We start from the raw sequence: 21,384 nt of genomic DNA, 5'->3' as shown, positions 1-21,384 counted from the left end.
GGCAACCGGGCCTCGATCAGGGGAACGTCACCGAATACAGCACTTGGGAGCTGACCGGGCCTGGCGTAGCGGTGCCCGTGGCGATGTATTGGGCGGCAAACGGCAGCGACACCTGGCCGCTTTCCGGGACTTTCGCGGGGCTGGAGTTCAGGCCAAGGCGCAGGTCCATAGGCCGGTGGGTGACGCCATCCACGAGTTGCACCTCAACGAAGGTGGCAGGCGCCGGCTTGGCGGGTGCCTGGTTGACCAGGTTACCGGTCGCCGGGTTGATCGCGGGGCTGCTGCTCTCATACATCACGGCGACGGTCGTATCCTTGGGGCAGGAACCGACATGGATGTAATAGGGTTTCGCCCCGGAAGTCTGGCCTGGCGCCTTGAGCGCACTGGCCTGGACCTTGTTGAGTGGTACCGAAAAGTCCGGGCTGGTGCCGGGGGCCGAGCCCGTGCCGCCGCTGATGCTGCAGGTGGTGCCGGTGATTTCACCGGTCAAGGTGATCTTGCCGTCTGCGGCAACAGCAGGCAGAGCGGCAACGCTGGTGACCGCCAGAAATAAAACGGCCAATGCGATAGTTTTCATTACAAATACTTCCTAGTGAATGTCATTAAAAGTGTTGCAAGCCATGAATCGTCAATCGAAGGGCGAGACGTAACCGTCCCGCCAAAATCGGGCTGCGTGGCTGTGAAAGAGGCTGTAGGGGTTAAGTGCTACTGAGTCTCTTACGTTTTGCAACGAAGTTTATGTTGCCAAGTTGAAGAGCCCGCCACAACTGACCGAACGGCTAGGTCAGTAGGCGTTAAACAAGTGAGCAGCCCCGTGCAATGCCATCTATCATCGGCAGAGACCACTCTCTTTTTTCACGATTGATTGCCCCTATGCCCCTGACCGCCAAAGGTCCAAGAAGCCGAGCTGCCCGCTATTTCATCAGCACCCTCTGCGGGCTGCTGCCCGTTCTGCTGGGGTTTGCAATTCTTTACTGGCAAGCCGAGCGCACGCTTGAGCAAAGCACGGCCCAAACCGCTCAAGAAGCGGTGCGCCAGTTCGACCTGATGCTCGACAATACCGCCCTCGCCGCCCAGGCTTTGTTGCCTTGGGCGGGTAAGCCATGTGACAGCGAGGCGCAACTGGCACTGCGCGAACAGGTGACGCGCCGGCCGTTTGTACGCGCCACCACCCTGTCCTGGCAGAAAAACATTTATTGCAGCTCGCTGTTCGGCGGCAACTCTCAGTCACCGGTCAACCCGGACGACTACGTGAATGGCCGGTTGTGGCTGATGAATGGCAACCCCGTCACGCCGGATACCGCGCTGTTGGTCTATCGCCTGGTGGAAGGCGACCAGGGCGCGTTCGCCTCGATTGACAGCTACCACCTCACCAACGCCTTACGCTTGATCAGCCGTTACGCCCACCTGGTTTTGCAAGTCGGCCCCCATTGGCTCGATGCCGACGGCAAGGTGCATGACCGCGCGGTACCGGAATTTGCCGTGGCCCATCATCATCTGGCGTCCGAGCGTTATGACTACAGCGTCGAGGCGGGTATGCCGGAGGGGGAAACCTGGCGTTATATGCAGGCCCGCTATCCGGCGTTGTTCAGCCTGGTGGTGTTCTTCGGTGTACTGGCCAGCATCCTTGCGCATTGGCTGCAAAAACGCTCGTCCGCCCCGACCCAGGAATTGCAGCGTGCATTGAGTGCCAACGAATTCATCCCGTATTTCCAGCCAGTGGTACGCGGAGACACGCGTCAATGGGCAGGCTGTGAAGTACTGATGCGCTGGAAACACCCGAAAGAGGGCCTGGTGCGGCCGGACCTGTTTATTCCCCTGGCCGAAGACTCGGGCCTGATCGTGCCGATGACCCGCGCCTTGCTGCGTCAGACCGCTGCGCAACTGGCGCCCCACGCCGCGCGTTTCAGCCCCGGCTTCCATATTGGCGTGAATATCACCGCGCGCCATTGCCAGGACCTGGCCCTGGTGGAGGATTGCCGGGAGTTCCTTGCCGCCTTCGCGCCTGGCCAGGTCAGCCTGGTGCTGGAGCTGACCGAGCGCGAGCTGATCGAGCCCACCGATATCACCCGCCAGCTGTTCGATGCCCTGCACCAGCTGGGTGTACTGATCGCGATCGATGACTTTGGAACAGGCCATTCGAGCCTGGCTTACTTGCGCAACTTCAACGTCGATTACTTGAAGATTGACCAAAGCTTTGTCGCCATGATCGGTGCGGATGCGCTGTCAGGGCATATCCTGGACAGCATCATAGAACTGTCCGGCAAGCTGGACCTTGGCATTGTTGCCGAAGGCGTGGAAACAGCACAACAGTGTGAATACCTTGTCGCCCAAGGCGTGGACTTCTTGCAAGGTTATCTGTTCGGCCGACCGTTACCCTGTGATGAATTCATTAATTCGTTGGGCAACCCGTGAATACCCCTGCGCTACCGTTGATGAAAGATTGTTCTTTTGCTGGCAGACATGATTTACTCGAGATGAATTAACTACTACAATTTTTCCTACCTGTGCAGAACTCGCAGAGGGGGCTATTTCGTTGAGTTACCTTAACGTTCCTGGCTTATAGCTGTGTCTGCAGTTGATATCAGCAACTACACTATTGGAGTACAGATTTTGTCCAGACTCGCCGAATTTCGCGCAGCAGAAAAAGCCCTTCAAGAGCAGCTTGCGCAGCTGGAATCCTTGAAGAACGACGCAGGCCTGAAGAAAGAAATCGAATTCGAAGAAAAGCTCAAGAAGCTGATGGACAGCTACGGTAAAAGCCTGCGCGACGTCATCGCCATTCTTGACCCAACCCCACGCAAAGCTGGCGCGTCAGTTGCCACTGCGCCTAAACAGCGGCGTGCACGGGTCGTCAAGGTTTACCACAACCCGCATACCGGCGAGTTGATCGAGACCAAAGGCGGCAACCACCGCGGCCTTAAAGCCTGGAAAGAAGAGTACGGCGCCGCCACTGTAGATTCCTGGCTTCGCGGCTGATCAACAGGCACTAAGAACAGAACCCCGCATCGCGGGGTTCTGTTGCTTTATCGGTTCGAAAGCGAACTTTCCCACCCTCCTATTTTGTTCAGATTCGCTCAACTTGGCCGGGTCATAATTTCAGGCTATTGCGTACCGAACTCACTTCATCCTTGCTCGCTTCATAGGCTTGCACCTGGCCTGCGTATGAAAAGACATAGGCTTTATCAATATCCACAGCACCGACTAAAGTTTGTGACAGAACGTGCCGGCCATTCTCGGTAATCACGCAAGTAGTTTCGAGCGCTTCAAGGCGACTCAATGTGCTGGGGTGCATCTTGCTGCACACGCTTTGATAACCGCTTCGGGCAAAATCCTTTTGGATGGATTTGCGCATCTCCAGCAATACGCCTGGAAGATTAACTTTATGTCCAGCTTCAATCGGTGTACCGGTCAACTCCATAACCATCAGCGTCGCGCCATTTTCATCATTCTTGATCGCACGCTGGCGCGACACTGCTTGAGGCTTGGCGGGTGTTTCGCCGTCAGGCACGACTTCCTCGACCTGCCAACCACTGGGCCAGTGAATCTCCGGGTCGGCGGCCAGCACCCACGGACTGGACAGCAACCCACACACAGCGCTCAACAGCAGTCTACGAAACTCGATCATTGCAAAAGACACCCAAAGTTCAAGCAGCAAAGTTTGCGGCCCAGCCGGTGCGGGTCGCAAGGGCTGCCTGTGCTTTTTCATTTGGCGCAGCGGGCAGGCCTTGCGTATCATGGTCCGGCTGCACGGAGGCTGCCGCAAGCCAAGGGACCGCTTTGCCCCATTTTTCTGGAGGGCCCATGAGCCTGCACGAACTGAATACTTTCCCGGGCGTCACCGCCCAGCCTGATACCGCGACGACGAACTTCGTGTTCAACCACACCATGCTGCGGGTCAAGGACATTACCCAGTCACTGGATTTCTACACCCGTGTCCTGGGGTTCTCACTGGTTGAAAAGCGCGACTTCCCGGAAGCCGAGTTCAGCCTGTACTTCCTGGCCTTGGTGGACAAGGCCCAGATCCCGGCCGACGCCGCCGAGCGCACCCAGTGGATGAAGTCGATCCCGGGCATCCTGGAACTGACCCACAACCATGGCACTGAAAACGATGCCGACTTTGCCTACCATAACGGCAACACTGACCCTCGCGGCTTTGGCCATATCTGCATCTCGGTGCCGGATATTGTCGCGGCATGCGAGCGTTTTGAAGCACTGGGCTGCGACTTCCAGAAGCGCCTGACAGATGGCCGCATGAAGAGCCTCGCCTTCATCAAGGACCCGGATGGCTACTGGGTCGAGATTATCCAGCCAGCGCCGATGTAATCCTCGCACGACAGAAAACAAAAAGCCCCACGAGCAATCATGGGGCTTTTTTTCAAGGGCTCGGTTATGCCGGAGCTGACGTACGAATCAAGTGATCAAAGGCGCTCAACGAAGCCTTGGCCCCCTCACCCACCGCGATCACAATCTGCTTGTAAGGCACGGTAGTGACGTCACCGGCGGCAAACACGCCTGGCAATGAGGTCTCGCCACGGGCATCGACGATGATCTCGCCGCGCGGAGTCAGCTCTACAGTGCCCTTGAGCCAATCGGTGTTGGGCAGCAAGCCGATCTGAACAAAGATACCTTCCAGGTCGATGGTCTTGAACTCGCCGCTGTCGCGATCCTTGTAGGCAAGACCGGTGACTTTCTGGCCGTCGCCCTTGACTTCACTGGTCAGCGCGCTGGTAATCACATCCACGTTCGGCAGACTATAGAGCTTGCGTTGCAAGACCGCATCAGCGCGCAACTTGCTGTCGAACTCGAGCAGCGTGACATGGCTGACGATCCCGGCCAGGTCAATGGCAGCCTCAACACCGGAGTTACCGCCGCCGATCACCGCCACGCGCTTGCCCTTGAACAATGGGCCGTCGCAGTGCGGGCAGAAGCAAACGCCCTTGGCCTTGTATTCCTGCTCGCCCGGAACGCCCATCTCTCTCCAGCGGGCGCCAGTAGCCAGGATCACGGTCTTGGACTTGAGGGTCGCGCCGCTTTCGAAGCGAATTTCGTGCAACTCACCAGGATTTTTCGCCGGCACCAGGCTACTGGCACGTTGCAGATTCATGATGTCCACGTCGTACTGGCGCACATGCGCTTCCAACGCACTGGCCAGCTTCGGCCCTTCGGTTTCCTGTACCGAGATAAAGTTCTCGATCGACATGGTATCCAGTACCTGGCCACCAAAACGTTCGGCGGCAACTCCGGTACGAATGCCTTTGCGCGCCGCATAGATGGCTGCCGAAGAACCGGCCGGGCCACCGCCGACGACGAGGACGTCAAAGGCGTCTTTGGCGCTGATCTTTTCCGCGGCTTTTTCGATACCGCTGGTGTCGAGCTTGGCAAGGATTTCTTCCAGGCCCATACGGCCCTGGCCGAAGTTGACCCCGTTCAAGTAGACACTCGGCACCGCCATGATCTGGCGCTCGTCGACCTCGGCCTGGAACAGCGCACCGTCGATGGCGACGTGGCGGATGTTCGGGTTCAGCACGGCCATCAGGTTCAAGGCCTGTACCACGTCCGGGCAGTTCTGGCACGACAGCGAGAAGTAAGTCTCGAAGCTGAACTCGCCTTTGAGGGCACAAATCTGTTCAATCACCTCGACACTGGCCTTCGACGGGTGGCCACCGACTTGCAGCAGGGCCAGCACCAACGAAGTGAATTCATGACCCATGGGGATGCCGGCGAAGCGCAGGCTGATATCGGCACCCAGGCGGTTGATGGAGAACGACGGCCTGCGCGCATCATCGCCATCGGTTTTCAGGGTAATCAGCGTGGTGAGGCTGATGACGTCCTGTAAAAGAGCAAGCATTTCCTGGGATTTCGCGCCGTCGTCGAGGGAGGCGACGATCTCGATCGGCTGGGTGACCCGTTCCAGGTATGACTTCAACTGAGCTTTAAGATTGGCGTCCAACATACGGGCGATTTCCTGTTCATTCGGTTTATTGCAGACAAAAAAACGCCCGAGCGAATCTCGCCCGGGCGTTTTGAGGGCGGATGCAGCTTACTTAAGTGCGGATTCCCGCCCTTGATACGTCTTCACAGACTTAGATCTTACCGACCAGGTCCAGGGACGGAGCCAGAGTGGCCTCGCCTTCTTTCCACTTGGCTGGGCAGACTTCGCCTGGGTGGGCAGCGACGTATTGAGCAGCCTTGATCTTGCGCAGCAGCTCGGAAGCGTCACGGCCAACACCGCCGTCGTTCAGTTCAACAATCTTGATCTGACCTTCTGGGTTGATCACGAAAGTACCGCGGTCTGCCAGGCCGGCTTCTTCGATCAGTACGTCGAAGTTGCGCGAGATGGTCAGGGTTGGGTCGCCGATCATGGTGTACTGGATCTTGCCGATGGCTGGCGAAGTGTTATGCCAGGCAGCGTGGGCAAAGTGGGTGTCGGTGGAAACGCTGTAGATCTCGACGCCCAGTTTCTGGAATTCGGCGTAGTTGTCAGCCAGGTCTTCCAGCTCGGTTGGGCAGACGAAGGTGAAGTCGGCTGGGTAGAAGAACACCACCGACCACTTGCCTTTCAGGTCAGCGTCGGTCACATCGACGAAGCTGCCGTTTTTGAAAGCGGTGGCTTTAAACGGTTTTACTTGGCTGTTGATGATAGGCATCGTTGACTCTCCGTCAGGGGTTAGTAAGTTGATGAAGTGAATCCTACCGGCTCTCTCGGTCGATGGCTCATTGGCAAACCTGATGTTGGCGATTGGCTTCCTCTATCAGGCAACAGTATTAATAGAAGAATCTTACAACAGCGGTTGAGTAGCCAGGGTCATACCAAGAAACGGCGTCGCTTCAACATAGCGCATGGCGGATTTCATGTCGCTCCAACCGACGTAACTCATCAGTGACTTCAAATCCCAGCCACTGCGATGCGCCCAGGTAGCGAAGCCTCGGCGCAGGGAATGACTGGTGTATTGCTCAGCCGCAATGCCTGCGCGTTCAAGGGCCTGGCGCAATAAGGGGATCACACTGTTGGGGTGCAAGCCCTCCTCGCCCAGATTGCCCCAGCGGTCAATGCCGCGAAAGACCGGGCCGCGCACGAGGGCCGAGACGCTGAGCCACTCGCTATAGGCCTGCACTGGGCACAGGCGCAGCAGCGCTGGGGTCTGGTAAGTCTTGCCGAGATTGTCCCGGTCGTTTTTGCTGCGCGGCAGGTAGAGGCTGATGCCGGCACCCGGCACTGCCTGGACATGCTCGATACTCAACCGACACAGTTCATCACTGCGAAAACCGCGCCAGAAGCCCAGCAGGATCAGCGCGGTGTCGCGCTTGGCGCGTAGCAATCGAGGGATGTCCTGATCAGCAGCGGCCTGCCTCGCCTCACTTTCCAGGGACGCGACTACCTGCTCCAGGTGCTTGAGCTGCAAGGGCTCGGCCTGTCTTTCTCGCGCCGGGTGCACCGCACGGATCCCCTTGAGCACCTTGCGCACCACCGGCGCCTTGGTCGGGTCTGCAAAGCCTTGGCTGAGATGCCACTGCGACAAAGCCGAGAGCCGCAGCTTCAAGGTGTTCACTGCCAACACTCCGGCATGCGCTACCAGGTAACGCGCCACGCTGTCGCTGGTGGCGGGCAGGAACCCGCCCCATGTCACTTCGAAATGCTCGATTGCAGCCCGATAGCTGCGGCGCGTGTTGTCGCGGGTGGCGGCGTTGAGATATCGGTCCAGGTCGCTCATGGGCGTCTTTCGTACTGTTGGCGGGTGGAGTGGCAATGAAAACTGCCGTGACACGGGATAATACGCCAATATCCCGCCTGTTAAATCATGAATTTCTACGATTTTTTAGACATGCTATAGTACGTATATACATAATACGTACCACATTATCAAATCGACGGAGACCCCATGGCTCGCGGCGGCATAAACAAAGCAGTAGTTCAGACGGCACGCCTGGCAATCCTTGCCCGAGGCGAAAACCCCAGCATCGATGCCGTACGCATCGAGATGGGCAATACCGGCTCGAAAACCACTATTCATCGCTATTTGAAGGAGTTGGACGAGAGCGAGACCCGCCAGGCGATCACCCAGGCGCCGATTGACGACGAGCTGGGCGAACTGGTCGCGCGCCTGGCCCAACGTCTGAAAGAGAAAGCTCAAGAGCCGATTGACCTGGCCCTGGCCCAATTCGAACAACAGAAAGCCGCCCTGCTCGCCCAGGTTGAAACCCTGGAAGAGGCGCATGCCCAGCTTAAGCAGCAATTTGATATCCAGGCCGCGGCCCTGACGGAAGAAAGCGCCGCCCTGCAAACCGCCAGCACCAGCCTGCAGGCCGAACAGACCCGCAACGCCGGGCTGAGCCAGGCGTGCAGCGATTACGAGCTGAGGATCAGCGACAAGGACGAGCAGATTCGCTCACTGGAAGAAAAGCACCTGCATGCCCGGGATGCGCTTGAGCATTACCGCAATGCAATCAAGGAACAGCGTGAACAGGAGCAGCGCCGCCATGAAGGCCAGTTGCAACAGATCCAGGCCGAGCTGCGCCAGGCCCAGCAAAACGCACTGGTGCGCCAGGATGAAATCACCCAGCTGCATCGGGACAATGAACGCCTGCTGATTGAGCAGCGTGTGACGGTCAAGGAACTCAATACGCTGCAAGAGCAGGTCCGCAAGGATCAAGCCGCACAACTCAAACTGAACGAGCAGCTCAGCCGGATCGACAGCGAGCGCACCCTGCTCCAGGAACGCTTGCGTGTTGCCATGCAGGACAGCCAGTCGCGCCATGAGGCGCTGCTTGAGCACCAACGGCACAACAAGGCGCTGGAACTGGACCTGATCAAGGCCCAGGCGAGTATCGACGCGTTGCGCCTGGCGGCCGTCGTTGCGACGGCGCCAGAGGCAACGGAGCCAACCTGATCAGTCGGCCACAGGCGTGCGCATGGTGACGAATTCTTCCGCCGCCGTAGGGTGCACGCCGATGGTCTCGTCGAAATGCTGCTTGGTCGCGCCCGCCTTGAGCGCGATCGCCAGGCCTTGCACGATCTCACCAGCATCCGGGCCAACCATGTGGCAACCCAGCACTTTGTCGGTGTCGGCGTCGACCACCAGCTTCATCAGGGTCTTTTCCTGACAGTCCGTGAGGGTCAGCTTCATCGGCCGGAACCGGCTTTCGAAAATCTGCACCTTGTGGCCTTTGGCACGCGCATCCTCTTCGCTCAGGCCTACGGTGCCGATCGTCGGCTGGCTGAACACCGCCGTTGCGATATTGGCGTAATCCACCGCACGGTATTGCTCGGGCTTGAACAAGCGCCGCGCCACGGCCATGCCTTCGGCCAGTGCCACGGGCGTCAGCTGCACACGACCAATGACATCGCCAATGGCCAGGATCGACGGCTCGGCAGTCTGGTACAGCTCATCCACGGCGACAAAACCACGCTCATCCAACTTGACCCCGGTATTTTCCAGGCCCAGGTTGTCCAGCATCGGGCGGCGACCGGTGGCATAGAACACGCAATCGGCCTCCAGCACACGCCCATCCTTAAGAGTGGCCTTGAGGCTGCCGTCGGCTTGCTTGTCGATGCGCTCGATGTCGGTATTGAATTGCAGGTCCAAGCCGCGCTTGGTCAGCTCTTCCTGCAAGTGCTTGCGCACCGAGCCATCAAAGCCGCGCAGGAACAGGTCGCCGCGGTACAGCAATGACGTCTGCGCGCCCAAGCCGTGGAAAATGCCAGCGAACTCAACCGCAATGTAACCACCGCCCACCACCAGCACACGCTTAGGCAGCTCTTTGAGGAAGAACGCCTCATTGGAACCAATGGCGTGTTCGCGCCCTGGAATCTCCGGGATCTGCGGCCAGCCACCGGTAGCGATCAGGATATGCTTGGCGGTAAACCGCTCGCCATTGATCTCCACCTGATGGGCATCAACCAGGCGTGCATGCCCTTCATGCAAGGTCACGCCACTGTTGACCAGCAGGTTGCGATAAATGCCGTTGAGGCGATTGATCTCGCGATCCTTGTTGGCGATCAGAGTGGCCCAATCAAAGTTCGCCTCGCCCAGCGACCAGCCGAAACCGCTGGCCTGTTCGAAGTCTTCGGCAAAATGCGCACCGTACACCAAGAGCTTTTTCGGCACGCAGCCGACATTCACGCAAGTACCACCCAGGTAGCGGCTTTCAGCCACGGCCACCTTGGCGCCAAAGCCCGCGGCAAAGCGCGCCGCGCGAACACCGCCGGAACCGGCGCCAATTACATACAGGTCAAAATCATAGGCCATTTCATTCTCCTCGGCAGGACGCCAGCATACCGACTTACATGGGGCCGAAAAACGAAAAAGCCACCCGAAGGTGGCTTTCTGTTGAAACAGACGGGCAAGCGTGAATCAGTAAGCCTTGCCAGTCTTGTAGAAGTGCTCGAAGCAGAAGTTGGTCGCTTCGATATAACCTTCAGCACCGCCGCAGTCAAAACGTTGGCCTTTGAACTTGTAGGCAATCACGCAGCCATCTTTGGCCTGCTTCATCAGCGCGTCGGTGATCTGGATCTCGCCGCCCTTGCCTGGCTCGGTTTCTTCGATCAGCTTGAAGATATCCGGGGTCAGGATGTAGCGACCGATGATTGCCAGGTTCGACGGCGCGTCTTCCGGTGCTGGCTTCTCGACCATGTCGCGCACGCGAATCAGGCCATCACCAATATCGTCACCGGCGATCACGCCGTACTTGTTGGTCTGAGATGGATCAACTTCCATCACCGCAACGATGGTGCAGCGATACTTCTGGTAGAGCTTGACCATCTGGGTCAGCACGCCATCGCCGTCCAGGTTCACACACAGGTCATCGGCCAGCACGACTGCGAACGGCTCGTCGCCGATCAGCGGTCGACCGGTGAGGATGGCGTGGCCAAGGCCTTTCATCTGGGTCTGGCGGGTGTAGGAGAACGAGCACTCGTCGAGCAACTTACGAATACCGACCAGGTATTTTTCCTTGTCGGTGCCCTTGATCTGGTTTTCCAACTCGTAGCTGATGTCGAAGTGGTCTTCCAGGGCGCGCTTACCACGACCGGTCACGATGGAGATTTCGTTCAAGCCGGCATCCAGGGCCTCTTCGACGCCGTACTGGATCAGTGGCTTGTTCACCACCGGCAGCATCTCTTTGGGCATGGCCTTGGTCGCTGGCAAGAAGCGAGTGCCGTAACCGGCTGCTGGGAACAAGCATTTCTTGATCATATGAGTCCTTACAAAGGGCTGTGCGTACGGAATTCGGCGCAGTCTAATCAGGCCGCAGTCACCTTACAATGGGGGCTGCTGGCGTTGCGATGTCATCATAGAGAAAAAATGTCGGCGTAAGTTCCGCTGATCTTACAAAGGGCTTCACCAATGGCCAGGCAAAAAACGCCCGTCCCCTTTATTTAAAAGGCTGCCAACCGTTTTAGCACGCTTTCAGCCGCCGGGCACTGACCTGCAACATCTTGCCCGCCCCCAGGGTATTTGGCGCTATCATGGGCAGCTTGAACCCGACCACGAGATTGCCAATAGATGTCAGAACCAAAAGGTGTAAACGGCTACCTGATCACAGAGCGAGCGGACGGCTGGCACTTGATCAATTTCCACGGCGACAGCGTTGCCGGGACATTTGCCACCGAAAGCCAGGCGATTGCGGTCGCCGAAGTGTTTGTGGATGAAGCGGGCCATGCATCGAGCAAAAGGCCGAAAGGCAAGTAAGCCTCTCCTGCAGCACAAGAAGCCCCGGTTAACGGGGCTTTTTTGTGCGCGCCGATCCTGGTAGTGCATTGAAACCATCTCTAAGTTGCTCACCTCGCCTGGACGCTGTTATTTTTCAGGCGTTGTAATCCCCTTCTTACAGTCTCGTATCTAACTAAAACATTCTCATTAAGTCGCATGTAGTCCATCTCTTACAGCTTAAATTTAAGTTTTGGCATATTGCCATAATCCTCCTATAGCACGTGATACCGCGCAGCTACACGACTTAGCGAATCAGGCGACTTACTTACACAGGGCGAGCGTGGACAATCACCTCGCCTCAAATGTGACGCGAAATTGCAATGCAAGTAGTTGGAAAAACACTTTCTTGACTACAACTCGGCAGACGCTTGATCGGGTTTTCCGCGAGCCACTTTTGAAGCGAAGAAGTAAGTCCCGCACACACCGTGGCGAGGCTCAATCAATGACATCTTTTATGTAGGCATCTGCAAATGAAAACTAAATTTAAAACTGCGCTGTTGACCATCGGGTTGTTCGCGGGTTCGATCTCCGCTGCCCATGCGGCGGATGGAACAGTTACTTTTTTGGGATCGGTCCACTCGGGTGCCTGCTCAATCAAGCCTGAATCCATCGATCAGACCGTCAATCTTGGCGCTATCGCAAAGCATCAACTGCAGGCAGGCGGCAAGTCTGAGGCCCGCAGCGTGAAAATCGAACTGGAAGGCTGCGACCTGACCGATCTCACCGATAACACGGTGACCACCACGTTCACCGCCGCTCCCTCCAGCGATGTGCCGGGCGCGATCGGCACCGTTGGTGGCGCTGGTCGCATCGGCATCATGATGACCCATGGCGGCAGGCCCGTTGAGCTGGGTGTCGCCACCACCCCGCAAGCGATTTCCACGGGCGATAACACCCTGGAATTCGGTGCCTACGTTCAAGGCGCCGCTACCGGCGACATCGTCCCCGGTGATTTCAGCGCAGTCACCAACTTCACCCTGGCTTATCAGTAAGGCTTTCCCCCCGCCATCGATGGGTGGCGGGGGGAACTGGTGGGAGATAACGGTGAAAAGATTCTTAAGTCTCGCAGTCACCTCCACATTGACGATGTGCATCAGCCCCTGGGTGTTTGCCCAGGAACCGTCGCAAGGCGAAGGCGTCGTCACCCTAGGTGGAGAGATCGTCGACTCCGCGTGCGGGCTGGAACTGACCAGTGCCGACCAGTCCATCGAGATGACGCCCGAGCCCATAGGCAGGCTGCTGCGCAATGCGCTGGGGGAGCCGCACCCGTTTGAGTTGCGTCTGGTCAATTGCACCCTGACGCGCCCGGACCCTTCGCGCCCCGGCGCCACCTTGCCTGACTGGGAGCATCTGCGGGTGACGTTTGACGGCCCTCGCGACAGGGACGGCCGCTCCTTTGCTGCCTTCGGTGACTCACAGGGAGTGGCCTTCCATATCTGGGATTCGGCTGGACAGGAGAGCGTGCCAGGCGAGCCGATGGCTCCGCACCCCCTGGCCGAGGGTGACATCACACTTCACTACACGCTCCGCCTGGTCGGCAACGGGCTGCCACTGGCGCCAGGTGCTCACCGTGTCGCGGTGCGGTTCAAGTTGGAATACTTTTGAACATTGATGGGTTGCTTTCATGCTGAATGCGTCGAAGATCAAAAATACACTTCGCCCCGGGCTGGTTGGCGGGCTGATGTCACTGGCAGGCACTGCCTTGGGTGCCGGCGATATCGAATTCAATACCGACGTTCTTGATCTGAATGATCGCAGCAATATTGATTTGTCCCGGTTTGCGCGAGGCGGTTTCATTCTGCCCGGCACCTACACAATGTTCGTGCAGATCAATGGCCAACCAATTTCCGAGCAAGCGGTGGCGTTCTACCCCCCCGAAGATGATCCCAAGGGAAGCCAGGCTTGCGTGTCCCCCACACTGGTGGAACAGCTGGGCCTGAAGGCATCCGATGCCGCCAGGCTCACCGCGTGGAAAGACGGCGAATGCCTGGACCTCCAAGGCCTGCCGGGGGCGCAGGTCAGTGCGGACCTGGCGACCTCCACGCTGGACATCAACCTGCCCCATGCCTATCTCGAGTACAGCGCACTTAACTGGGATCCACCCGCGCGCTGGGATGAGGGGGTGCCGGGGTTGCTGGTTGACTACAACCTGACGGCGCAGTCCAACGCCCAGAAAAACGAGCGCACGCGCAATCACCTCAGCGGTAACGGCACACTGGGGGCCAATGCCGGGGCCTGGCGCCTGCGCGCCGATTGGCAGGGGCGTGTCGACAGCGCAAGGGATCGGTCCGCCGGGGAGCAGAAGCTGGAATGGAGCCGCTACTACGCCTACCGCGCCATTCCGTCATTGAAGGCGCGACTGGTGGTTGGCGAAAACTACCTGTATTCGGACCTGTTCGACAGCTTCCGCTTTACCGGTGCCGCGTTGAATTCGGACGAAAGCCAACTGCCACCGAACTTGCGCGGCTATGCGCCAGAAGTTGTCGGGGTGGCCAAGACCAATGCCAGGGTGGTGGTCAGCCAGCAAGGGCGTGTGCTGTATGAAACCCTGGTGGCTGCCGGCCCCTTTCGCATCCAGGACCTCAATGATGCGGTGACCGGGACGCTGGATGTGCGCGTGGAAGAGCAGGATGGTTCAGTACAGACCTTCAAGCTCAACACCGCAGGTGTTCCCTACCTGACGCGCCCTGGGCAAGTTCGATACAAGCTGGCGACTGGGCGGCCTTCTGATCTTCAGTATGGAGCCGACGGTAACTTCTTCGGTACCGGGGAGTTCTCCTGGGGTATCAGCAATGGCTGGTCGTTGTTCGGTGGCGCCATCACCGATAACAACTACCGTGCGGCCACTGTCGGTGCGGGTCGTGACCTGCTGGTGCTGGGCGCGTTATCCCTGGACGTCACCCAGTCCCACGCAAACGTGTGGAATCAAACACTCTCGGGTAAGTCCTATCGCCTGCAATATTCGAAGAACTTTGAACAATATGACAGCCAAGTAACCTTTGCCGGTTATCGCTTTTCCGATAAGAACTTCCTGAGCATGAGTGAATACCTGGATGCGCGTCACTACGGCATGAACGGCGAACTCGCAGGACGCGGCAAATACGATGAGTTCGGTCAATACGCCGGCGAATTCAAACCGATTGGCGGCAGCAAGGCGCTGTATACCGCCACCGTCAACAAGCAGTTTCGTGACTTGGGCGCCACGGTGTACGCCAGCTATAACAAACAAACTTACTGGTCGCGGCCGGCCAGCCAGCGCTGGAACTTGTCAGTATCTCGTTACTTCAATGTCGGCACTGTCAAGAACATGAGCCTGTCCCTCAACGTTTATCGCTCTCAGGACTACAACTATAAGGATAACGGCATGGCACTGACCGTCAGCCTGCCGCTGGGACGCAGTGGCACCCTGTCGCTGGATGCCAACCGGGCCGCAGGCAAGAATGGCTTTTCAACGCGCTACAGCGATCGCCTGGATGAGCGCAACAGTTACCAGCTCAGTGCCAGCGACAATTCCGCCAGTGGTTACCTGAGCCACACCGGTGAGCAGGCTGACCTGACACTCGCTGCCAGTCGCCAGCAAGGCAACACCAGCCTGAGCATGTCGGCTCGCGGCGGCGGTACGCTCACGCGCCACGGCGCAGCACTGCATCGCACCGGCAGCATGGGCGGCACGCGCTTAATGGTCGATACCAGCAGTGTAGCCGATGTGCCAGTGCGCGGTTACGGCACGCCGACGCGCAGCAATGCCTTTGGCAAAGCAGTAATTGCCGATCTGAGCAGCTACCAGCGTACGGCGGCCAGCGTGGATCTGGAGCGTCTGCCGAAGAACGTCGAGGCCACCCAATCAGTCACGCAGGTGACCCTCACCGAAGGCGCCATCGGCTACCGGTCCCTGGAAGTGATTTCCGGTGAGAAAGCCATGGCTGTGCTGCGCCTATCAGACGGCAGTGCGCCGCCCTTCGGCGCGCAGGTCAAGAACGCCAAGCAGCAAGACACCGGCATTGTGAATGATGGCGGCAGCGTCTACCTGAGCGGTATCCAGGCCGGCGAGCAAATGTTTGTCAGCTGGGGCGAACGCTCACGCTGCGTCCTCACGCTGCCGCAGGCCTTGCCGGCTGATGGCCTGTCCCATGCCCTGCAACTGGACTGCCGGATGGTAGCCACTGAACAAACCTTGTCCGCGCCGGCAGAGCTGTCCGGCAAGCCCACCGCCACGGAGCACACATCCTCATGAGCCTTAACACCCGCCTTACCCTTTCGTCCCTCGCATTGCTTGCCATCGGCATGTGCCAAGGCGCCAATGCTGCTATCGCGCTGGACCGTACCCGCGTGATCTTCGATGGCGGCAAGGACGCCACCAGCGTGAACATCACCAACAACAACACCCAGTTGCCGTACCTGGCCCAGGGCTGGATTGAAGATGAACAAGGCCAGAAAATCACCGCGCCGCTGATCGTGCTGCCACCGGTGCAGCGCGTGGAGCCTGGAAAACAGAGCCAGGTGAAAGTCCAGGCGCTGCCCGCGGCCAAATCCTTGCCCCAGGATCGAGAGACGGTCTACTACTTCAACCTGCGGGAAATTCCGCCACGCAGCGATAAAGCCAACACCCTGCAAATCGCGCTGCAGACCCGCATCAAGTTGTTCTACCGACCGCAAGCCATCACCCCGAGCCAGCAAGACCTGGCCAACCCTTGGCAGGAAAAACTGACCCTTTCCCGGCAGGGCGAACATTACCAGGTGAACAACCCGACGCCGTACTTCGTGACCCTGGTGGATGCGCGCAGCACCAAGGATGGCAAGACCGTGCCCGGTTTCGAGCCGCTGATGGTGCCCCCCAAAGGCTCGCTGACCCTGGGCCCGACGGCCAAGGCACTCGGCACCGCCCCTTACCTGGCCTACGTGAATGACTACGGCGGACGTCCGCTGCTGGCGTTCACCTGCAGCGGCGAGACTTGCAAGGTGAACCCGCAAGCAGCCCCGCTCACACAGTAACGCCCGCCGGAGTCAGTGATGAAATCGCATTATGTGAAGGTCTTGGGCGGCCTGCTACTGGCCGTTGTCGGCAGCGCACAGGCCCAGGACGAAGACGATATAGAAGGCATGAGCGGACGGCTGAATATTTCCGGGTCCATGCATGAAACCCCATGCAGCCTGGAGATGACCTCGCTGCATCAGACCATTGACCTAGGCGATGTTTCTACCAGCCAGTTGCGCCGGCCCGGTGACCAGGCAAGGGCGGTGCCTTTCCAACTGCGCTTTACCGATTGCAACCGCATCGCCGGCAGCATCCGTAGCGAGCGCACGGGGAACCTGACCTGGAGTGCCTTTCAACCGGTGCTGTCGGTGGCGTTCCTGGCACCGGCCGATGCTGATGATCCACGCCTGGTCAAGGTGCAAGGCATCACCGGGATGGGCCTGCAGTTGACCGATGTGCTTGGGCGGGATGTCAACCTGGGCCAACGGGGCGAACCTTTGTTCCTGCCCCTGGGCGGCAACACACAGACCTGGAAGGTTCGGCCCACGCGCACCTCCGCGCCGTTGACCAGCGGGGCATTCCGAGCCGTGGTGGATTTCAGGCTCAATTATGAGTAAGGGCAGAATAATGGCTAAGTCAAACGGCCCATGGGCCGTGTTTATGGGCGGCCTGCTGTGGGCCGCCAGCCAGGCGGTGCAGGCCGAGACCAGCCTGACCATCCGCGCAGTGATCATTGCACCGCCGCCGTGTGTCATCAACAGCGGCAGTACGCTCAACGTGCCGTTTGGCGATGACCTGCTGACCTCACGGATCGACGGGGTCAACTACCGCCGCGGTGTGCCCTACACCGTCACCTGTGATGCACCGTACAGCAATGCACTGACACTGGAGCTCAAGGGCACCGGCGCCGCGTTCGACAATCGGGTGCTGGTGACGCGCAAGCCCGATCTCGGGGTGAAGCTGTTCGTCAATGGCGCTGACTGGCCTTTGAACACAGCAGTGAACTTTACCTACCCCAACTTCCCGGTGGTGCAGGCCGTGCCGGTCAAACGTCCAGGCAGCAAATTGACCGGTGGCGCCTTCGATGCGACCGCCACCCTGGTGGTGGATTACCAATGAAGCCGATCAACCATGAAGAGAAACGCACCATGACTTTTTGGCCGCAGAGAACGTTGCTCGCCCTGTGTGCCATCGGCCTGTGCAATGTCGCCTCGGCCAACCTGACGTTCAGCGGCACATTGAACGAGCCGCCGCCCTGCACCATCGATGCCGGCAACACCATTGAAGTGGATTTTGGCGATGTCGGGGTAAAACGTGTCGACGGTGTGAAATACCGCCAGGGCCTGAGCTACACCATCAGCTGTGGCACCGACACCCTGCCCTGGGCGCTGAAGTTGAGCGTCAACGGCACCGCGACAACGTTCGACGGCGCAGCCGTGCAGACCAGTGTGCCGGCGCTGGGCATCCGGGTGTTCCAGAACAACCTGCCGTTTGCCCTCAATACACCGCTTGAAATCAGCCTGTCGTCGCCGCCGGTATTGGAAGTGGTGCCGGTCAAGCAACCCGGTGCAACCCTGGCCCCCGCCCGGTTTACCGCGGTGGCCACGCTGTTGGCCGAATACCAGTAGGAGTTGGAAAACCATGGGACATACACCTACTCACAAGGGTTGGACCTTCGCCGCGCTGGTACTTGGTGTGGGCCTGATGGCCGAAGGCAAGGCCGCGGACAACCTCAGTTTCAAGGGCAACCTGGTTGAAGAAGCTTGCACGATTCGCCCCGGTGACGAGGCCATCACCCTGGAACTCTGGGACCTGACCAGCAAGTACCTGTACCTCAACACGCGATCATTGGGCAAGGCCTTCAAGCTTCACTTGGTGGACTGCGACACCACGGTGGGCAACACCGTCACGATCACCTTCGGTGGCAGGGAGAACCCGGCACTGCCCGGGCTGCTCGCCCTTGATGGCGGCAGCGGCGCCACCGGCATCGGCGTGGGCATCGAGACACTGGCTAACAAGCCTCTGCCCCTTAATACGGTGAGCGACAGACAGGCGTTGAGCGATGGCAACAATGTGATCGAACTCAAGGCCTATGTGCAGGGAGAGCCGCGGGCTATCCAGGACCAGACCATCGGGCATGGCGCCTACACGGTAACGTCCACGTTCACGCTGGACTATCCGTAGTCATTCCCAGGCTGAGAACAGCCTGGGAAACCTTCGAATCTCTTCCGGGCGGCGCAACACGGGGTTGGATGCCTGTGGCCGCTGTTCGGATAGAAGAGCAACGAGAGATAACCATGAAACGACTCTACGGCGCTATTTTGCTTCTCGTCCTGCTGAGTACTGCCACCACCGTGCGAGCAGCCGATTGCCGCGTGAATGGCGGAAGATGGCAATACGTAGGCGACGGTGGGATTCTGAACCTGGAAGTCCCCGTTACTGTCCGCGTAGGTTCGGACAGTACCCGCCTGATCCTTGAAGGGGCATGGTTGGAGTGCCGATTCACCCCCTCGCCTGCCCACCCTACGCGCATTGACTATTGGGGAACATCCGCGCAAGCCGGTCCCCCTTGGGTACCCGGTCCGAAATTTTCCCTGCAAGGTACCGGCTTGCGCATAAACGGCACGTTTTACAACACGCCTGTGCCGTTTAACATCCGGATCGCGACCATGCCTAATAACGGCGCGGGGTATTTGATCAATGTAGCCCCCTATATCTTGCTGCGAAACGACCCTAGCAACCCTATCGATGTTCGAATAGGCGATATCCTGGGCGCGTTGAACCTCCACCAGACCAACAATTACAGTTCGGGAAGTACGAGGCTCGTACTGACGTACACCGCCGCAAACAACTTCGACATCTCCCCCTCAACCTGCACCATCAACAATAACAACCCCATCGAAATCAACTTCGGCGACGTACAGCAGCGGGCGATCGGCAGCGATCCCCTGACAAGTGCCATCCGCACCAACCGCAGGCTTACCTACGCTTGCCCGGATGGCGGCATCACCACCCCTATAACCATTACCTACAAAGGCATCCCGTCGTCGTTCGACAACCGGTTGCTGACCATGACCAATCCGGACGTGGGGACCGCCTTGGTCCGTGCGGGGGCCGCGGTTCAAGTCAACGGTTCATTCCGTACCCAGATTACCAACAGCGTGGGCGGCGACGATGTGACGTTCGCCCTGGTTCGCCGCGCGGGATCACTCCCCACGGCAGGGGCAATAAGCGGCAGCGGCGTGCTGGTGATGGGTGTGCCATGAAACAGGCAAAAGAAGTGGGAATACCGATAGTGGAGCAACGAGAGAACACAATGAAACGATTGCATGGAGCCGCTGGGCTTCTCATCTTCATGGGTACGATATCGAACGCGCTGGCCGTCGATTGCCGGGTCAATGGTGGCAACTGGCAGACGGGTAATCCCAACTTGCGCGTTCCGGTTATGGTGACCTTAAGCTCGGACCGTCAGAGGATCATGATGGAGGGTGCCAGGTTGGAATGCATGTATTCCCCTGGCCAGGGCCCTGCCTGGGGGGAGGATTACTGGGCAACGGGGAACGCCTCAGGGACACCCTGGACCCCCGGCCCTCTTTTCGGTAACGAAAGGGCCGGTTTGCGTATCAACGGATCGTTTCTGAACAATCCGGTGCCGTCGGGTATCCGCGTGGCGACAATGCCCAATAACCGTGTCGTTTACCCCATCAATATCACCCCGTACATTCTGATGCGCAACAGTCCGTCCAACCCGATCAACGTCGTCGCCAATGACCTACTCGGTATGTTGCGCATCAGCAGCTCGAACAACTGGGACAACACCCGACCGCAAGTGACCGTTACCTATATCGCTGCCAACAACTTCACCGTGTCGCCGTCGACCTGCACGATCAACAATAACAACCCGATCGAGATCAACTTCGGCGACGTCCCTCAGCGCGCCTTGGGCAGCGATCCCCTGACCACCCCCATTCGCGTCAACCGCAGGCTCAACTACTCGTGTCCGGATGGCGGAATCGACTCGCCCATCACCATTACCTACAAAGGCATACAGTCGTCGTTCGACAATCGACTGCTGATGATGACCAATCCGAACGTGGGTACAGCCATGGTGCGTGGGGGGGCCGCGGTGCGGGTGAACGGTTCATTCCTGACCCGGATCACCAACAGCGTAGGCGGCGATGACGTGACGTTTTCACTGGTTCGGCGTGCGGGTTCCCTACCCGCCACCGGGGCCACAAGCGGCAGTGGAGTACTGGTGATGGGGGTGCCATGACGCACCGGTGGGGCTGAGGAAAAAAGGGGCGCGGGCGAAGATCTTGTATCAGGGACTGTGCACTTGGTGGCAGTTCGCTATAATCCGCGCCAACGCCCCACGACAGTGTCAGCGCCCACCACTTCTCTTAACGATGACCCACTATGAACAAGATCCTGGCACTGACTGCGGTACTGGCGCTGGCCGGTTGCACCACCACATCCGACACCCTGCTGAAAAATGGTGAACAAGGCCTGACCATCGACTGTTCGGGCGAGGCCAACTCTTGGGCCAGTTGCTACGAGAAAGCCGACGCGTCCTGCGCGGGCACCGGCTACCGTATCGTCGGCACCAATGGCACTCCTGCCCTCAAGGAGAGTGACAAGACTTTGGGTCAGGATGTGGGCAATTTCAAGGGCCGTAGCGTCGTGGTGGTCTGCAAATAA

The 21,384-nt window shown here is 58.8% G+C and carries 23 protein-coding genes; 16 read left to right on the top strand and 7 right to left on the bottom strand.

Annotated elements, in window-relative coordinates; translation table 11 throughout:
* Positions 1 to 16 precede the first annotated feature (16 nt).
* Positions 17 to 577, bottom strand: a complete 561-nt coding sequence (locus tag QZR30_RS08645; RefSeq protein ID WP_311903186.1) for a fimbrial protein — start codon at positions 575 to 577, stop codon at positions 17 to 19.
* A gap of 296 nt (positions 578 to 873) precedes the next feature.
* Here QZR30_RS08645 and QZR30_RS08640 point away from each other — a divergent pair, with 296 nt between their 5' ends.
* Together QZR30_RS08640 and QZR30_RS08635 are read left to right on the top strand one after the other, a co-directional pair.
* The gene (locus tag QZR30_RS08640; protein WP_046068210.1) at positions 874 to 2,415 is read left to right on the top strand and encodes an EAL domain-containing protein; all 1,542 of its coding nucleotides are present in this window, start codon (positions 874 to 876) and stop codon (positions 2,413 to 2,415) included.
* Between the two features lie 198 nt (positions 2,416 to 2,613).
* Positions 2,614 to 2,979: a histone-like nucleoid-structuring protein, MvaT/MvaU family gene (locus tag QZR30_RS08635; protein WP_046068211.1), complete on the top strand. Its 366-nt coding sequence runs from the start codon at positions 2,614 to 2,616 to the stop codon at positions 2,977 to 2,979.
* A gap of 112 nt (positions 2,980 to 3,091) precedes the next feature.
* Here QZR30_RS08635 and QZR30_RS08630 read toward each other — a convergent pair whose 3' ends face one another.
* On the bottom strand, positions 3,092 to 3,628 hold the full coding sequence (locus QZR30_RS08630; protein WP_046068212.1) for a DUF4946 domain-containing protein: 537 nt from the start codon (positions 3,626 to 3,628) through the stop codon (positions 3,092 to 3,094).
* A gap of 176 nt (positions 3,629 to 3,804) precedes the next feature.
* On the opposite strand from QZR30_RS08630, the gene gloA reads away from it, so the two are divergent.
* Positions 3,805 to 4,326, top strand: a complete 522-nt coding sequence (gloA, locus tag QZR30_RS08625) for a lactoylglutathione lyase (RefSeq protein ID WP_046068213.1) — start codon at positions 3,805 to 3,807, stop codon at positions 4,324 to 4,326.
* 64 nt (positions 4,327 to 4,390) lie between these two features.
* Here the strand turns inward: gloA and ahpF are convergent, their stop codons facing one another.
* The 3 genes from ahpF to QZR30_RS08610 form a co-directional block, all read right to left on the bottom strand.
* Positions 4,391 to 5,956 carry an alkyl hydroperoxide reductase subunit F gene (gene ahpF, locus QZR30_RS08620; protein ID WP_311903185.1) on the bottom strand — a complete coding sequence of 522 codons (1,566 nt, stop codon included), beginning with the start codon at positions 5,954 to 5,956 and terminating at the stop codon, positions 4,391 to 4,393.
* Positions 5,957 to 6,086: 130 nt separating this feature from the next.
* The gene (gene ahpC / locus QZR30_RS08615; protein WP_003191303.1) at positions 6,087 to 6,650 is read right to left on the bottom strand and encodes an alkyl hydroperoxide reductase subunit C; all 564 of its coding nucleotides are present in this window, start codon (positions 6,648 to 6,650) and stop codon (positions 6,087 to 6,089) included.
* A gap of 132 nt (positions 6,651 to 6,782) precedes the next feature.
* Complete coding sequence (locus QZR30_RS08610; protein ID WP_046068215.1) at positions 6,783 to 7,715, bottom strand: site-specific integrase; 933 nt, start codon at positions 7,713 to 7,715, stop codon at positions 6,783 to 6,785.
* Positions 7,716 to 7,883: 168 nt separating this feature from the next.
* Between QZR30_RS08610 and QZR30_RS08605 the strand changes: the two genes are divergently transcribed.
* Positions 7,884 to 8,891, top strand: a complete 1,008-nt coding sequence (locus tag QZR30_RS08605) for a DNA-binding protein (RefSeq protein WP_068967186.1) — start codon at positions 7,884 to 7,886, stop codon at positions 8,889 to 8,891.
* Here the strand turns inward: QZR30_RS08605 and gorA are convergent, their stop codons facing one another.
* The gene (gorA, locus tag QZR30_RS08600) at positions 8,892 to 10,250 is read right to left on the bottom strand and encodes a glutathione-disulfide reductase (RefSeq protein WP_046068217.1); all 1,359 of its coding nucleotides are present in this window, start codon (positions 10,248 to 10,250) and stop codon (positions 8,892 to 8,894) included.
* A 105-nt stretch (positions 10,251 to 10,355) separates the two neighbouring features.
* Positions 10,356 to 11,195, bottom strand: coding sequence for a UTP--glucose-1-phosphate uridylyltransferase GalU (gene galU, locus QZR30_RS08595; protein WP_046068218.1), 840 nt, complete (start codon positions 11,193 to 11,195; stop codon positions 10,356 to 10,358).
* Positions 11,196 to 11,504: 309 nt separating this feature from the next.
* Between galU and QZR30_RS08590 the strand changes: the two genes are divergently transcribed.
* The 12 genes from QZR30_RS08590 to QZR30_RS08535 all read left to right on the top strand — a co-directional run bounded on the left by QZR30_RS08590 (position 11,505) and on the right by QZR30_RS08535 (position 21,384).
* Positions 11,505 to 11,690 carry a hypothetical protein gene (locus QZR30_RS08590; RefSeq protein ID WP_046068219.1) on the top strand — a complete coding sequence of 62 codons (186 nt, stop codon included), beginning with the start codon at positions 11,505 to 11,507 and terminating at the stop codon, positions 11,688 to 11,690.
* Between the two features lie 491 nt (positions 11,691 to 12,181).
* Positions 12,182 to 12,703, top strand: coding sequence for a fimbrial protein (locus QZR30_RS08585; RefSeq protein WP_046068220.1), 522 nt, complete (start codon positions 12,182 to 12,184; stop codon positions 12,701 to 12,703).
* A 52-nt stretch (positions 12,704 to 12,755) separates the two neighbouring features.
* Positions 12,756 to 13,316 (top strand): fimbrial protein, encoded by a 561-nt coding sequence (locus QZR30_RS08580; RefSeq protein ID WP_046072465.1) that lies wholly within the window; start codon positions 12,756 to 12,758, stop codon positions 13,314 to 13,316.
* Between the two features lie 19 nt (positions 13,317 to 13,335).
* The gene (locus QZR30_RS08575) at positions 13,336 to 15,945 is read left to right on the top strand and encodes an outer membrane usher protein (protein ID WP_148660741.1); all 2,610 of its coding nucleotides are present in this window, start codon (positions 13,336 to 13,338) and stop codon (positions 15,943 to 15,945) included.
* Positions 15,942 to 16,703 carry a fimbria/pilus periplasmic chaperone gene (locus QZR30_RS08570; RefSeq protein ID WP_311903184.1) on the top strand — a complete coding sequence of 254 codons (762 nt, stop codon included), beginning with the start codon at positions 15,942 to 15,944 and terminating at the stop codon, positions 16,701 to 16,703. The genes QZR30_RS08575 and QZR30_RS08570 overlap by 4 nt, the downstream gene beginning before the upstream one ends.
* Positions 16,704 to 16,721: 18 nt before the next feature.
* Positions 16,722 to 17,303, top strand: a complete 582-nt coding sequence (locus QZR30_RS08565) for a fimbrial protein (RefSeq protein WP_046068222.1) — start codon at positions 16,722 to 16,724, stop codon at positions 17,301 to 17,303.
* A 10-nt stretch (positions 17,304 to 17,313) separates the two neighbouring features.
* Positions 17,314 to 17,805 (top strand): fimbrial protein, encoded by a 492-nt coding sequence (locus tag QZR30_RS08560; protein WP_046068223.1) that lies wholly within the window; start codon positions 17,314 to 17,316, stop codon positions 17,803 to 17,805.
* Positions 17,806 to 17,834: 29 nt separating this feature from the next.
* Positions 17,835 to 18,314: a fimbrial protein gene (locus tag QZR30_RS08555; protein WP_046072467.1), complete on the top strand. Its 480-nt coding sequence runs from the start codon at positions 17,835 to 17,837 to the stop codon at positions 18,312 to 18,314.
* A 13-nt stretch (positions 18,315 to 18,327) separates the two neighbouring features.
* A complete protein-coding gene (locus tag QZR30_RS08550; RefSeq protein WP_046068224.1) occupies positions 18,328 to 18,870 on the top strand; it encodes a fimbrial protein in 543 nt (180 codons plus the stop codon).
* Between the two features lie 113 nt (positions 18,871 to 18,983).
* Entirely contained in the window at positions 18,984 to 19,952 is a 969-nt protein-coding gene (locus tag QZR30_RS08545; protein WP_311903183.1) for a fimbrial protein, read from the top strand.
* Positions 19,953 to 20,002: 50 nt separating this feature from the next.
* Positions 20,003 to 20,959, top strand: a complete 957-nt coding sequence (locus tag QZR30_RS08540; RefSeq protein ID WP_059397305.1) for a fimbrial protein — start codon at positions 20,003 to 20,005, stop codon at positions 20,957 to 20,959.
* Positions 20,960 to 21,102: 143 nt separating this feature from the next.
* On the top strand, positions 21,103 to 21,384 hold the full coding sequence (locus QZR30_RS08535; RefSeq protein WP_005788201.1) for a hypothetical protein: 282 nt from the start codon (positions 21,103 to 21,105) through the stop codon (positions 21,382 to 21,384).

Source organism: Pseudomonas sp. rhizo25 (genome assembly GCF_031931935.1).
Classification (GTDB): Bacteria; Pseudomonadota; Gammaproteobacteria; order Pseudomonadales; family Pseudomonadaceae; genus Aquipseudomonas; species Aquipseudomonas synxantha.
The sequence above is the reverse complement of the archived record's forward strand: the minus strand, read 5'-3'. Positions and strand labels throughout refer to the sequence as shown.